Consider the following 14668-nt stretch of genomic DNA (forward strand, 5'->3'; position numbering starts at 1 on the left):
CATGACCGCACCCGCCCCCGCCAAAGCCGCCGCGCGCCGGCAGTTCATCCTCGACACCACGAAGATGGCCTGCGGCATGGGCGTGCTCGGGCTGGGGCTGGGGCTGGTCAACAAGCAAGCCAAGGCCTTGCCGGCGGGCGCCATCCGCCCGCCGGGCGCAGGCAACGAGACCGACTTCCAGTCCGCCTGCATCCGCTGCGGCCTGTGCGTGCGCGACTGCCCCTACGACATCCTGCAACTGGCCACGCCGGCGCAGCAGGTGGCCACGGGCACGCCCTTCTTCGTGGCGCGCAGCAAGCCCTGCGAGATGTGCGAAGACATCCCTTGCGTCAAGGCCTGCCCCACGGGCGCGCTGGACCATGGCCTGACCGACATCAACCAGGCCAAAATGGGCCTGGCGGTGCTGGTGGACCATGAAACCTGCCTGAACTTCCTCGGCCTGCGCTGCGACGTGTGCTACCGCGTCTGCCCGGTGATCGACAAGGCCATCACGCTCGAAGTGCAGCACAACGAGCGCACGGCCAAGCACACCATGTTCCTGCCCACGGTGCACTCAGACCACTGCACCGGCTGCGGCAAGTGCGAGGCCTCCTGCGTGCTGGAGGTGGCGGCCATCAAGGTCTACCCCATCGCGCAGGCCAAGGGTGAACTGGGCGCGCACTACCGCGTGGGCTGGGAAGAAAAGCGCAAGGCCGGCCAGTCACTGGTGGAGGACAAGGGCCTGATCGACCTGCCCGACCGCATGCCCGAAGGCACTATCCTGCCCGGCCACTTCGACCCGGGCAGCAGCAAGGGGCTCCCCAGCCCCTTCGGCCCCGAGGGCAAACTCCCCGATGGAGCGCCGCGATGAAGCCCGCCCGGAGTGCCTTCGCCCGCGACGCCATCGACGCCAAGGGCTGGTGGGGCGCGCACCGCTGGCTGGTGCTGCGCCGCCTAGTGCAGTTCGCCGTGCTCGCGCTGTTCCTCGTGGGCCCCTGGTTCGGCTGGTGGATCGTCAAGGGCAACCTGAACTACAGCCTGACGCTGGGCACGCTGCCGCTGGCCGACCCGCTGGTGATGCTGCAGTCGCTCCTCGCGCGCCATGTGCCCGAGCGCAACGCCCTCATCGGCGTGGCCATCGTGCTGGCGTTCTACCTGCTAGTAGGCGGGCGCGTCTACTGCGCCTGGGTGTGCCCGGTGAACATCGTCACCGACGCCGCCAGCGCGCTGCGCCGCAAGCTCGACATCCGCGGCGGCGGCGACATGCCGCGCCAGACGCGCTACTGGATCCTGGCCCTCATTCTCGTGCTGGCGGCCACCACCGGCGGCATCGTCTGGGAGCTGGTCAACCCGGTGTCGCTGCTGCCGCGCGGCCTGATCTTCGGCATGGGCGCGGGCTGGCTGGTCATTGGCGGCATCTTCCTGTTCGACCTGTTCGTCATGAAGCGCGGCTGGTGCGGCCACCTGTGCCCCGTGGGAGCCTTCTACGGTCTGCTGGGGCGCGTCCGTCTGGTGCGCGTGTCGGCCCACCGGCGCGAGGACTGCAACGATTGCCTGGACTGTTTTACCGCCTGCCCGGAGCAGCATGTCATCCGCCTGCCGCTGAAGGGGGCAAGCAAGGGCGTGGGCCCGATGATCCTGGACAGCGACTGCACCAGCTGCGGGCGTTGCATCGACGTCTGCGCCAAGGACGTTTTCACCTTCATGCCACGCTTTGCCCCCGGCAAGGATGGCATACCGCGCGGCAGTGCAGCGCCTGAACAATGATTCCAAACACCTTTCACATGTGGAGAACCCCATCATGAAGATGCTAGTCAAACTCTCGCTGGCAACCCTGCTGTCCGTGGCTACATGCTGGGGCACCGCACAGACGGTGAGCAGCATCCGCGGCAGCGATGTCTCAACCGTGGACCAAGCCCCAGAGATCAAGAATTACCTGGGCAGCAAGCCCGGAGGGCATGCACTGATACAGCGCACGTTCGCGCAGCAGCCCCCGCTGATCCCGCACAAGGTGGACGGTTTTGACGACATCACCGCCGAGGACAACACCTGTCTGGACTGCCACATCCACAAGGAAGTGCGTGGCCAGAAGATCCCGCAGATCAAGGAAAGCCACCTGGTCAAGCCGATGAACGCCGATGCTCCACAGGTCCATAACTCGCGCTGGCAGTGCAATTCCTGCCATGTGCCGCAGATCGACGCCAAGCCCCTGGTGGAAAACGTCTTCAAGGGCAGCGCCAAAAAATAAAGCGGGCCGCTTTGAGCGGCCCGCCAGTCGTCTCTCCCCGGCCCTGCCGGGGCAGGATCACTTCTTGTCGCGCAGCTCGCGCCGCAGGATCTTGCCCACGGGCGTCTTGGGCAGCTCGGTGCGGAACTCGATCACCTTGGGCTGCTTGTAGCCCGTGAGGTTGGTGCGGCAATATTCGCGCACCTGGGCCTCGGTCAGCTGCGGGTCCTTCTTCACGATGACGAGCTTGACGGCCTCGCCCATTTTCTCGTCGGGCACACCAACCACGGCACACTCCAGCACGCCGGGTATCAGGGCCACCACATCCTCCACCTCGTTGGGGTAGACGTTGAAGCCGCTGACCAGCACCATGTCCTTCTTGCGGTCCACTACCTTGAAGTAGCCACGCTCATCCATGATGCCGATGTCGCCGGTCTTGAAGTAGCCATCCTCGGTCATGACCTTGGCGGTCTCATCGGGGCGCTGCCAATAGCCGGCCATGACCTGCGGGCCCTTGATGGCGATCTCGCCGGGCTGGCCGGTGGCCGAGATGTCGTGTCCGTCGTCATCGATGATGCGCATCCAGGTGCTGGGGATGGGCACGCCGATGGTGCCGGAGAACTCCTTGGACGTGACCGGGTTGCAGCTGACCGAGGGGCTGGTCTCCGACAGGCCGTAGCCCTCGCAGATGGGGCAGGCGGTCTTGTCCAGCCATAGCTTGGCCACAGCCGCCTGCACGGCCATGCCGCCGCCCACCGAGACCTTCAGATGGCTCCAGTCCACGGTGTTGAAGTCGGGGTGGTTGGCCAAGGCATTGAACAACGTGTTCACGGCGGGAAAGCTGTGGAAGCGCTGCTTGGACAGCTCCTTGAGCACCGCCGCGAAGTCGCGCGCATTCGGAATCAGGATCACCTTGCCGCCGGTGCGCATGGACAGCATCATGTTCACCGTAAAGGCGAAGATGTGGTACAGCGGCAGCGCGCACACGCTGGTGGATTGCTCGCCGGCCGGGATGCGCTTCATCACCGGCTCGTTCCAGGCTTCGGACTGCAGCACATTGGCGATCAGGTTGCGGTGCAGCAGCACGGCGCCCTTGCTTACGCCCGTGGTGCCTCCCGTGTACTGCAGCAGGGCGATATCGTCGGGCCCGAGATCGGGCTGCTGCAGCGTGGCAGCAGCGCCCTTGGCCAGCGCCTCATTGAAGCGCACCGCACCCGGCAGCTGATAGGGCGGCACCAGTTTCCTGACGCTGCGCACCACATAGTTGACGAGCATGCCCTTGAGGAAACCGAGCCGGTCGCCCATGGCGCACAGCACCACATGCTTGACGGCCGTGTTGGCAATGCAGGCCTGCAGCGTGGAGGCAAAGTTCTCGATGATGACGATGGCCTTGGCGCCCGAGTCCTTGAGCTGGTGCTCCAGCTCGCGCGGCGTGTACAGCGGATTCACGTTCACGACCACGAAGCCCGCGCGCAGCACCGCCGCCACGGCGATCGGGTATTGCGGCAGGTTGGGCATCATCAGGGCCACGCGATCGCCGCGCACCAGGCCCAGGCCTTGCAGGTAAGCGGCAAACTGGCGGCTCAGGGCATCAACCTCGGCATAGCTGATCTCCTTGCCCATGAAGCTATAGGCGGTGCGAGCGGCATAGTCACGAAAGGCCTGCTCCATCAGCTGCACCAGCGAGGTGTATTGCGTCGGGTCAATGTCGGCAGGTACGCCCTGCGGATAGGCCGCCAGCCATGGTCGGTCGGTCATCTCCAAGTCTCCTGGTAGTTTGAACGCATATGAAAGACCATACCGGCAAAACCAGCACGGTCGTGCTTTTTTATCGGCGGATTATGCCTCGTCATGCCTTGAGCGCACCCAGTACTTCGTCAAGCATTTTCTTGGCATCGCCGAACAGCATGCGGTTGTTCTCCTTGTAGAACAGCGGGTTGTCCACACCCGCGTAGCCCGAGGCCATGGAACGCTTCATCACGATGGCATGCCTGGCCTTCCAGACCTCAAGCACCGGCATGCCGGCAATCGGGCTGGCCGGGTCTTCGAGGGCGCTGGGGTTGACGATGTCGTTGGCGCCGATGACCATGGCCACGTCGCAATCGGGGAAGTCCTCGTTGATCTCGTCCATCTCCATCACGATGTCATAGGGCACCTTGGCCTCGGCCAGCAGCACGTTCATGTGGCCCGGCATGCGGCCGGCCACCGGGTGGATGGCAAAGCGTACGTTGATGCCCTTCTCGCGCAGGGTCTGGGTGATCTCGTACACCGTGTGCTGGGCCTGGGCCACGGCCATGCCGTAGCCGGGCACGATGACCACCTCCTTGGCCTCGCGCAGCATCTCGGCCGTCTCGACGGCGCTCACCGGCACCACCTCACCCTGCGGTTCGGCGGCCTCCCCCTTCTTGGCAGGAGCAGCGCCGCTGCCCGAGCCGAAGCCCCCCGCGATCACGCTGATGAAATTGCGATTCATCGCGTTGCACATGATGTAAGAGAGGATGGCGCCCGAGGAGCCCACGAGGGCGCCGGTCACGATCAGCAGGTCATTGCTCAGCATAAAGCCCGTGGCCGCGGCCGCCCAGCCCGAGTAGCTGTTGAGCATGGACACCACCACCGGCATGTCGGCCCCGCCAATGGCCATGACCATGTGCACGCCGAACAGCAGGGCGATCACCGTCATGACGATGAGCGGCAGCATGCCGGCCTGCACGTCATGGGCGTTCAGGAACTCGCGGCCGAACCAGATCACCACCAGCAGTGCGACCAGATTCAGCCAGTGGCGCGCCGGCAGCAGCAGCGGCTTGCCGCCGATCCTGCCGTTGAGCTTGCCGAACGCAATCAGCGAGCCCGAGAAGGTCACGGCACCGATCAGGATGCCGACGTAGATCTCTACCTCATGGATGGTCTTTTCCGCGCCCTGCAGCTGGATCGAGTTGTCCACGTAGCTGGCAAAACCCACCAGGCAGGCCGCCAGGCCCACCAGGCTGTGCATGAGTGCGACCAGCTCGGGCATCTGGGTCATCTTCACGATCTTGGCGGCGTAGAGGCCGATGCCGCCGCCGATCACCAGCGCGCCAACGATCCAGGCAATGCCCGAGGTGCCCACGCGCGGTCCGAACACCGTGGCCAGCACGGCCAACGCCATGCCGACCATGCCGAACAGATTGCCGCGGCGCGAGGTTTCCGGATTGGACAGCCCCCCCAGGCTCAGGATGAAAAGAATGGCCGCGCCGAGATAGGCGACGGTGGCGAGACTTTGGGACATGTTCTGTTCTCCTCGTAGTTCTTGTCGTTATTTGCGGAACATAGCCAGCATGCGGCGCGTCACGGCAAAGCCGCCGAACATGTTGACGGCCGTGAGAACCAGGGCGGCAAAGGCCAGCCATTGGATCAGCCCGTCAGGTCTGCCGGCCATGCCGAGCTCCGGCGGGGCAATCTGCACCAGTGCGCCGATGGCGATGATGCTGGAGATGGCGTTGGTCACGCTCATCAGAGGCGTGTGCAGCGCTGGCGTGACGTTCCACACCACCATGTAGCCGATGAAGCAGGCCAGCACGAACACCGTGAAGTGGCCCAGGAAGGCCGCGGGTGCATAGGCGCCAATCGCCCAGAACAGCACAGCCATCGCGGCAAAGACGATGCTGAGCGCCTTGGCGGACATGGGCGCGCCGGGGCCATGGCTGGATTTCTTCTCGGCCACCGGGGCCGCCGGCTTATGTGCCGGCGCCGGGGCGGCCTTAAGCGGCGGTGCGGGCCAGGTGATGGCCCCCTCCTTGATAACCGTGAGGCCGCGGATCGCCTCGTCTTCCATGTTCACCACGGCCCGGCCGTCCTTGGCCTTGCACAGCTCTTCGGCCAGGCGCAGCAGGTTGGTGGCATACAGTGTGGACGACTGCCTGGCCAGGCGCGAGGCGAGATCGGTGTAGCCGATGATGGTCACGCCGTGACGCACCACGGCCTCGCCGGGCACCGTGAGCTCGCAGTTGCCGCCCTGCTCGGCGGCCATGTCCACGATCACGCTGCCGGGCTTCATGCTCTGCACCATCTCGGCGGTGATCAGCTTTGGAGCCGGCTTGCCGGGGATCAGCGCGGTGGTGATGATGATGTCGGCTTCCTTGGCCTGGGTGGCGTACATCTGGCGCTGCGCCGCCTGAAAGCCCTCGCTCATGACCTTGGCGTAGCCGCCGCCGCCCGATCCATCCTCTTCGTAATCAACCTTGACGAATTCACCGCCCAGCGACTTGACCTGGTCGGCCACCTCGGCGCGGGTGTCGTTGGCACGCACGATGGCGCCCAGGTTGGCCGCCGTGCCAATGGCCGCCAGCCCCGCCACACCGGCACCGGCGATGAACACCTTGGCCGGCGGCACCTTGCCCGCGGCCGTGATCTGGCCGTTGAAATAACGGCCGAAGGCGTTGGCCGCCTCGATCACGGCACGGTAGCCGGACACGCCGGCGGTGGAGGTCAGCGCATCCATTTTCTGCGCGCGCGAGAGCGTGCGCGGCAGGCAGTCGATGGCCAGCACCGTGGCCTTCTTGGCCGCGAGCTGCTCCATCAGATCGGGGTTCTGGGCAGGCCAGATGAAATCTATGAGCATGCCGCCTTCGCGCATCAGGCCCACTTCTGCAGGATTGGGCGGGCGCACCTTGAGCACGATGTCCGAAGCCGCCCAGAGCGCGGCCGCATCAGGCAGCACCTGCGCCCCGGCAGCACGGTAGGCGTCATCACTGAAATTGGCAGCCTCGCCCGCCCCCGCTTCGACAGAAACCGTGAAGCCGAGCTTGATGAGTTTCTCGACAACGTCGGGCACGGTGGCCACGCGTTTTTCGCCAGGGAAGGTTTCCCTGGGCACGCCTATACGCTGCGCCTGCGGCGCGGGGGTGGTCTGCATGAGAGGTCTCCTCGAAGTTTTGCAATCGTTGCGCAAGCCCCGTGGAGGCTTGCAGGCGCTGCATGACAGAAGGCCGGTATGCTCCATGCCACACGCGCAGTCTGAACACAAGCTTACATGAAGAAACTTCAAGGCTTTACCGCCTGCGCTGATGCGGCAACATCTTCGAAAAAAAACGGCAGCCCAAAGGCTGCCGTTTTGCGCAGGGTGGCGGTACAGGTATCAGTTCACCACTTGGGCCAGTTCACCCGCAGCGTATTTTTGCGCCATCACGTCCAGCGCAATACCCTTGATCTTGCCGGCCTGGCCCTCGCAGCCGAATTCCAGGTAGCGCTGCTTGCACACCGCCTTGGCGGCCTCGCGCGCGGGCTTCATCCACTCGCGCATGTCGAACTTGTCGGGATTCTCGGCCTGGAACTTGCGCACCGCGCCGGTCATGGCCATGCGGATGTCGGTGTCGATATTGATCTTGCGCACGCCGTGCCTGATGGCTTCCTGGATCTCCTTGACCGGCACGCCGTAGGTCTGCTTCATCTTGCCGCCGAACTGGTTGATGATGTCCAGCAGGTCCTGCGGCACGGACGACGAACCGTGCATCACCAGATGGGTATTGGGAATGCGCGCGTGGATTTCCTTGACGCGCGAGATCGCCAGCACATCGCCCGTGGGCGGGCGCGTGAACTTGTAGGCACCGTGGCTGGTGCCAATGGCTATGGCCAGGGCGTCTAGCTGCGTGGCCTTGACGAACTGTGCGGCCTCCTCGGGGTCGGTCAGCATCTGGGCGTGGCTGAGCTTGCCCGCCGCACCAATGCCGTCCTCCTCGCCGGCCTCACCGGTCTCCAGGCTGCCCAGGCAGCCGAGCTCACCCTCGACGGTGGCGCCGACCCTGTGAGCCATCTCGACCACCTGACGCGTGACGCGCACGTTGTAGTCAAAGTCGGCGGGCGTCTTGCCGTCTTCCTTCAGGCTGCCGTCCATCATCACCGAACCAAAGCCCAGGTTCAGCGCACCCTGGCAAATGGCGGGGGAGGTGCCATGGTCCTGGTGCATGACCAGCGGGATATGCGGATAGGCCTCGGCGGCGGCGGCAATCAGGTACTTGATGAAGCTCTCGCCCGCGTATTTGCGCGCACCGGCGCTGGCTTGGAGGATGACGGGCGCGCCCACCTCGTCGGCTGCGGCCATCACGGCCTGCACCTGCTCCAGGTTGTTGACATTGAAGGCGGGGATGCCATAGCCGTTGTCGGCGGCATGGTCCAGGAGTTCGCGCATCGAGACAAGAGGCATGGCGGTGGATCCGTTCGAGGGGTTGGGAAAAAGCGGTTGTAACCGCTTGGTAACCCGTGATTTTACCCGGCCCTGCCGCACTGCCGTTTCCTATAACCCGCCGTGCCGCTTCAGTGAACGCGACAGATCTTCAGCATGTTGGTGCCGCCCGGCTGGCCCATGGGCTCGCCGCAGGTGATCACATACAGGTCGCCCTGCTGCACGATGTTGCGCATCTTCAGGTGGTTTTCCGCCTGCCCGAGGGCCGTGTCGCGGTCGGCGCTGATGTCCATGAGCAGGGGGCGCACGTTGCGGAACATGGCCATGCGCCGCTGCGTGGCCACCTTGGGGGTGAGCGCGTAGATGGGAATGTGGATACGGGTGCGGCTCATCCACAAGGCCGTGGAACCACTATCGGTCATGGCCACGATGGCCTTGGCGCCCAGGTGGTGCGCCGTGAACAGCGCCCCCATGGCCACGGACCGATCCACGCGGCCCGCGGTCTCGCCGTCGAAGTCGGCGTCGCGGTCCGGGTCCTCGGCGGCCTCGGCGGCGGCGCAGATCTTGGCCATCTCCTGCACCGTCTCCAGCGGGTACTTGCCGGCAGCGGTCTCGGCGCTGAGCATCACGGCGTCGGTGCCGTCAAGCACGGCGTTGGCCACGTCGCTGACCTCGGCGCGCGTGGGCACCGGGTTGGTGATCATGCTCTCCATCATCTGCGTGGCGGTGATCACGACCTTGTCCATGTCGCGCGCCATGCGGATCATCTTCTTCTGCAGCGCCGGCACGACCGCGTTGCCCACCTCCACCGCCAGGTCCCCGCGCGCGACCATGATGCCGTCGGAGACGCGCAGGATCTCCTCCAGGCGCGGGATGGCCTCGGCGCGCTCAATCTTGGCGATCAGGCCCGGCTTGTGGCGGTACTCCGCCGCCGCCACGTTGCACAGCTGGCGCGCCATTTCCATGTCGGTGGCATTCTTGGGAAAGCTCACGGCCACATAGTCGGCCTGGAAGCTCATCGCCGTCTTGATGTCCTCCATGTCCTTGGCCGTGAGCGCCGGTGCCGTCAGCCCCCCGCCTTGCTTGTTGATGCCCTTGTTGTTGGACAGCTCACCGCCGAGCTTCACCGTGGTGTGCACGGCCTCGCCACGCACGGCATCCACGGTGAGCACGATCAGGCCGTCATTGAGCAGCAGAATGTCGCCGGCCTTCACATCGCGCGGCAGCTCCTTGTAATCCAGGCCCACGCCCTGCAGGTCGCCGGGATCGATGCGCGAGGCGTCCAGGACGAAGGGCTGGCCCACCTCCAGATGCACGCGCCCCTCGGCAAACTTGCCGACGCGGATCTTCGGGCCCTGCAGGTCGGCCATGATGGCCACCTCGCGCCCGGCGCGCTGGGCGGCCGCGCGCACCATGGTGGCACGCTCCACATGGTCGCGCGCCTTGCCGTGGCTGAAGTTCAGGCGCACCACGTTCACGCCCGCTGCGATCATCTGCTCCAGCAGTTGCGGGTCGCTGGAGGCGGGACCCAGGGTGGCAACGATCTTGGTGGCACGGCGGCTTCGCATGGACATGTCTTTCTTTCCATTGGGATGTAATCGAGTTTCGATTTTTGCACAAAACGCGTTACATGCACGCCCTATTTCGTGCCCATTCGGGCCATGATGGCGTCAAATCTGGAATAAGAGATATGCGCGGAGCAGCACCGCCGCACATGACGGCTGCGCCCGGCCGATCGAACCTCACGCCGGCCCCGGTGCCGCCACGCAGAAAGACGGTCGGAGTCCTGATTTGCGCGCATGCCAATCGATATCATTTTTCGTAGCACAACACGCTTAATGGGTAAGCGCAAACCCCTATTTTTCCAATAAATTCAGGGCGAAGCGCTGCCGCGCGCAGCGGCGCTGGCGGCCAGTGAAAACCAGGGCCGTGCGGTGCTTTACTGCCGCATCAAGGCCTCGATCTCGCCCGCCTCCACGGGCACGCCGCGCGTCAGCAGCTCGCAGCCGTCCGCGGTGACGACGGCGTCGTCCTCGATGCGTATGCCGATGTGGTGGAACTGCTCGGGCACGCCCGGCGCGGGGCGCACGTAGATGCCGGGCTCGATCGTCAGCACCATGCCCGGGCGCAGGATGCGGCTGGGGCGGTTCAGTATGGCCTCGCCCGACAGCGGATCCTTGCGCTCGCTCACCTGGCCGACCTCGGTGGGCTCCACATAGCTGCCGCAGTCGTGCACATCCATGCCCATCCAGTGGCCGGTACGGTGCATGTAGAACTGGAAATAGGCGCGCGAGCCGATCACGTCCTGCACGCCGCCCACCTGGTTCTTGTCGAGCAGGCCCAGGTCCAGCATGCCCTGGGCCAGCACGGCCACGGCGGCGTCATGCGGGTCGTTGAAGCGGCTGCCGGCGCGCGTCACGGCAATCGCCGCCTTCTGGCTTTCCAGCACCAGGTCGTAGAGCGCGCGCTGCGGGCCGGTGAAGCGACCATCGGCCGGGAAGGTGCGCGTGATGTCCGAGGCGTAGCCGTCGAGCTCACAGCCCGCGTCGATCAGCACCAGCTCGCCGGCACGCACCGGGGCCTTGTCGGCGCGGTAGTGCAGCACGCAGGCATTCGCGCCCGCGGCGACGATGGAGCCGTAGGCCGGGTACTGCGAGCCCTGCTCGCGAAAGGCGTGCAGCAGCTCGGCGTCCAGGTGGTATTCGCGCACGTCTTCGCCGGCGCGCAGCATGCGGCTGCTGCGCTGCATGGCGCGCACATGGGCCTGGGCGCTGATGCTGCCCGCGCGCCGCAATATGGCCAGTTCATGTTCGTCCTTGACCAGGCGCATCTCGTCGAGCGGCAGGCACAGGTCGCCCTGCTGCGCCGGGCACAGGGCGCCATAGCGCACGCGCGCGCGCACCTGGTTCAGCCAGCCCTCCACGCGCGCGGCCAGGCCGCTGTGGGTGGCGAACGGAAACCAGACCTGGCCGCGGTTTTCCAGCAGGCGCGGCAGGCGCGCATCAAGCTCGGCCGTGGAATGCGCGGCGCTCACCCCCAGGGCCGCCACGGCCGCCTCGGGCCCCAGGCGATAGCCATCCCAGATTTCGCGCTCCAGGTCCTTGGGCTGGCAGAACAGCGTGGCCTCGCCCTCGGCGTTCAGCACCAGCCAGGCGCCGGGCTCGCTGAAGCCGGTCAGGTAATAGAAGTAGCTGTCGTGCCGGTACAGGTAGTCGCTGTCACGGTTGCGCGGGCGTTCGGGCGCAGTGGGGACGATGGCGATGCCGCCCGCGCCCAGCTGGGCCGCCAGGCGCGCGCGGCGTTGGGTGTAGATGGAGGTCATGCGCTATCGTACTGCCGCCGCGGCGCGCACGCCCGCCAACCCGCTCCGCTCAGGAGCGCTTGTTTTTGCGCTCCAGGAACGCGTTCATATGGTGCTGGGGCTCGCCGGTCTTGAAGGCCTCGCCGAACTCGGCAATGCTGTCGTCGATGGCGGCGTCCAGGCCCATGCGCTCCCAGCGCCGCAGCAGGCGCTTTTGCTGGCGCAGCACCACGGGGCCGATCTCGGCCAGTCCGGCGGCGATCTCCAGAATGCGCGCATCCAGCCTGTCCCTGGGCACGCACTCGTTGATCAGGCCCCATTGCTGGGCCTGGGTGGCGGGGATGTTCTCGCCCGTGAGCAGCAGCCAGGCGGCGCGCGCCGAGCCGATCTGCGCCGGCATCATCGCGGCGTGGATCACCGAGGGGATGCCCACCTTGACCTCGGGCATGCCGACCACCGCGTCATCAGCGGCAATGCGCAGGTCGCCGGCCATGGCCAGCTCCAGGCCGCCGCCCAGCGTGTGCCCTTCCAGACGCACGATCACCGGCACGGGGAAATGGCGCACGGCATTGCACAGGTCGCGCAGCGCGCTGATGAAGGTGCGCCCGCTGTCGGCCGTCAGCGTGGCCAGCTCCTTGATGTCGGCGCCGGCGATGAAGGCGCGCGAGCCCGAGCCGCGCAGCACCAGGCAGTGCAGTTCGGCGTTCTCGGCCAACGCGCCGAGCTGCGCCGTCAGCGCCTTGATCACGGGCGTGCTGAGCACATTCAGCGGGCCCGCGTCGGTGATGGTCAGGACGGCGGTGGTCGGTGTGGGGTAGGAAATTTCAGAATACACGGCTGTGCCACCTTTCACATTTTTTCGAAAGCTATGTCCTTGACCAGTCGGGCCCAGGCCTTGTTGGAGCGTTCCACCGTTTCCCGGAACTGCTGGGGCGTCTGGTAGTCCACGATGGCCGACTGCTGCTCAATGGTCTTCACCAGCTCCGGGTTCTGCAGCGCCTTTTTCAGCGCCGCGCTCAGCTTGCCCAGGATGGCGGCATCCAGGTTGGCCGGCGCGCCGATGCCATACCAGGACATGACGTTCATGGGCTTGAGGCCCACCTCGGCATAGGTGGGCACGTCGGGCAGGCTGGCCAGCCGCTTGGAACTGGAGACCGCCAGCGCGCGCAGCTTGTGGCCCGCAATCAGGCCGCCGGATGAGGGCATGTTGTCGAACACCACGTCGATCTGCCTGGCCATCAGGTCATTCAGCGCCGGGCCCAGGCCCTTGTAGGGCACATGGGTGATCTGCGTGCCCGTGGTGTTGCCGAACAGCGCACCGCTCAGATGACTGTAGCCGCCATTGCCGGACGAGCCGTAGTTGAGCTTGCCCGGCGCCTTGCGCGCGGCCTCCGCCACGTCCTGGGCGGTCTTGAAGGGCGAATCGATGCCGACCACCATCACGCCCGGCACGTTGGCGATGTTGCTGATGGGCGTGAAATCCTTCACCGGGTCATAGGCCGGCTTGGCGTAGACGTTGGGATTCACCGCGTGCGAACTCTCCACCATCATCACCAGCGTATAGCCGTCCGCGGGCTGCTTGGAGGCATGGAGCGAGCCGGTGCTGCCGCCGGCGCCGGGCTTGTTTTCCACCACGATGGACTGGCCCAGCGCCTCGCCCAGGTAGCGCGCCACCACGCGCCCGATCACATCGGTCGCGCCGCCCACGGCATAGGGCACGATCAGGCGCACGGGTTTGTCGGGGTAGCCGGCGGCCCAGGCCGCCGGCGCGGCGGCCGTGCACAGCGCAAGCGCGAGCGAGGTCTTCTTCACATACTTCATTCAAATCTCCTGTCGGTCGTAATGAGTGGATTCGGGCAATGCCGCAGGCCCGAGTACCGGTGGTGGTGTGGACTGCACGCCCTGGTCCATGGGCACCATGGGGTTGCGCACCAGCCTGAGCCGGCCCAGCTGCGGGTGCTCCACGGTCTGCAGCATCTGGCGGTGCTGCACCTGGGGGTGGGCAAACACCTGCTCCAGGTCGTTGATGCCGCCCCAGGAGATGCCGTTGGCGTCCAGCGCCCGGCCCAGCTCTGCCACCTGCCAGCACACCAGCTTCTCGCGCAGCAGCGGGCGCAGCCGCTTGATATGCGTAAGCCGCCCGGCATTGGTTGCAAAGTCGCTCTGGCTGTGCCAGTCGGTGCCCATCAGCCGGCAGAAGGCCGCGAACTGCGTGTCGTTGCCTATGGCCAGGATGATGTGCCCGTCGGCGCAGGCAAACACCTCGTAGGGCGCCAGATTGGGGTGGGTGTTGCCGCTGCGCACCGGGCTCTCGCCCGACACCAGGTAGTTGCTCGCCTGGTTGGCATTCATGGCCACGGCCACGTCCAGCAGGGCGATGTCCAGATGCTGGCCGCGCCCGGTGCGCCCGCGCTGCACCAGGGCCGCGAGCACGGCGCTGGTGGCGTACATGCCGGTCATCAGGTCCACCACGGCCACGCCCGCGCGCAGCGGGCCCGCGCCCGCCTCGCCGTCCTCTATGCCGGTGTAGCTCATCAGGCCGCCCATGCCCTGGAAGATGTAGTCGTAGCCCGGCCTGTGGGCGAACGGACCGCTCTGGCCGAAGCCGGTGACGGACAGGTAGATCAGGCCCGGGTTGAGCGCCGCCAGCGACGCATAGTCCAGCCCGTATTTGGCCAGCGTGCCGACCTTGTAGTTCTCCACCAGCACATCGGCGTCGCGGATCTGGCGCAGCAACCAGTCGCGGTCGGCGGCGTTGGCGAAGTCCGCCGTCACCGACTGCTTGCCGCGGTTGCAGGACAGGAAATAGGCCGCCACCTTCTCGCCCGATGCGGCCGTGACGAAGGGCGGCCCCCAGCCGCGCGTGTCGTCGCCCAGGCCGGGCCGCTCCACCTTGAGCACGTCGGCGCCCAGGTCCGCCAGGTTCTGGGTGCACCAGGGACCGGCCAGAATGCGCGACAGGTCCACCACCCGCACGCCTTGCAGTGCGTTCGCAAGCATCACA

Annotated in this window: 12 protein-coding genes; 3 read left to right on the forward strand and 9 right to left on the reverse strand. The window is 66.1% G+C overall.

What is annotated here, in order from left to right:
• Position 1: 1 nt before the first annotated feature.
• From napG to P7644_RS19055, 3 genes are read left to right on the forward strand one after another with little or no spacing between them, the layout of a single operon-like run.
• Complete coding sequence (gene napG / locus P7644_RS19045) at positions 2–850, forward strand: ferredoxin-type protein NapG (RefSeq protein ID WP_404300812.1); 849 nt, start codon at positions 2–4, stop codon at positions 848–850.
• The gene (gene napH / locus P7644_RS19050) at positions 847–1746 is read left to right on the forward strand and encodes a quinol dehydrogenase ferredoxin subunit NapH (RefSeq protein ID WP_404300813.1); all 900 of its coding nucleotides are present in this window, start codon (positions 847–849) and stop codon (positions 1744–1746) included. The genes napG and napH overlap by 4 nt, the downstream gene beginning before the upstream one ends.
• Before the next feature lie 34 nt (positions 1747–1780).
• On the forward strand, positions 1781–2227 hold the full coding sequence (locus P7644_RS19055) for a nitrate reductase cytochrome c-type subunit (RefSeq protein WP_404300814.1): 447 nt from the start codon (positions 1781–1783) through the stop codon (positions 2225–2227).
• A gap of 57 nt (positions 2228–2284) precedes the next feature.
• Here the strand turns inward: P7644_RS19055 and P7644_RS19060 are convergent, their stop codons facing one another.
• The 9 genes from P7644_RS19060 to P7644_RS19100 form a co-directional block, all read right to left on the reverse strand.
• Positions 2285–3964: a long-chain-fatty-acid--CoA ligase gene (locus P7644_RS19060; RefSeq protein WP_404300815.1), complete on the reverse strand. Its 1680-nt coding sequence runs from the start codon at positions 3962–3964 to the stop codon at positions 2285–2287.
• 91 nt (positions 3965–4055) lie between these two features.
• Positions 4056–5471: a Re/Si-specific NAD(P)(+) transhydrogenase subunit beta gene (gene pntB / locus P7644_RS19065; protein ID WP_404300816.1), complete on the reverse strand. Its 1416-nt coding sequence runs from the start codon at positions 5469–5471 to the stop codon at positions 4056–4058.
• A gap of 27 nt (positions 5472–5498) precedes the next feature.
• Positions 5499–7097 (reverse strand): Re/Si-specific NAD(P)(+) transhydrogenase subunit alpha, encoded by a 1599-nt coding sequence (locus tag P7644_RS19070; RefSeq protein WP_404300817.1) that lies wholly within the window; start codon positions 7095–7097, stop codon positions 5499–5501.
• 222 nt (positions 7098–7319) lie between these two features.
• A complete protein-coding gene (gene fba, locus P7644_RS19075) occupies positions 7320–8384 on the reverse strand; it encodes a class II fructose-bisphosphate aldolase (protein WP_404300818.1) in 1065 nt (354 codons plus the stop codon).
• Between the two features lie 110 nt (positions 8385–8494).
• The gene (pyk, locus tag P7644_RS19080) at positions 8495–9931 is read right to left on the reverse strand and encodes a pyruvate kinase (RefSeq protein WP_404303253.1); all 1437 of its coding nucleotides are present in this window, start codon (positions 9929–9931) and stop codon (positions 8495–8497) included.
• 371 nt (positions 9932–10302) lie between these two features.
• Positions 10303–11685 carry an aminopeptidase P N-terminal domain-containing protein gene (locus P7644_RS19085; RefSeq protein ID WP_404300819.1) on the reverse strand — a complete coding sequence of 461 codons (1383 nt, stop codon included), beginning with the start codon at positions 11683–11685 and terminating at the stop codon, positions 10303–10305.
• Between the two features lie 49 nt (positions 11686–11734).
• Complete coding sequence (locus P7644_RS19090; protein ID WP_404300820.1) at positions 11735–12499, reverse strand: enoyl-CoA hydratase; 765 nt, start codon at positions 12497–12499, stop codon at positions 11735–11737.
• Between the two features lie 14 nt (positions 12500–12513).
• Positions 12514–13485, reverse strand: coding sequence for a Bug family tripartite tricarboxylate transporter substrate binding protein (locus P7644_RS19095; RefSeq protein ID WP_404300821.1), 972 nt, complete (start codon positions 13483–13485; stop codon positions 12514–12516).
• Positions 13486–14664, reverse strand: coding sequence for a CaiB/BaiF CoA transferase family protein (locus P7644_RS19100; RefSeq protein ID WP_404300822.1), 1179 nt, complete (start codon positions 14662–14664; stop codon positions 13486–13488).
• Positions 14665–14668 lie beyond the last annotated feature (4 nt).

It is taken from the genome of Alicycliphilus denitrificans (genome assembly GCF_044792555.1).
Lineage (GTDB): Bacteria > Pseudomonadota > Gammaproteobacteria > Burkholderiales > Burkholderiaceae_C > Alicycliphilus > Alicycliphilus denitrificans_A.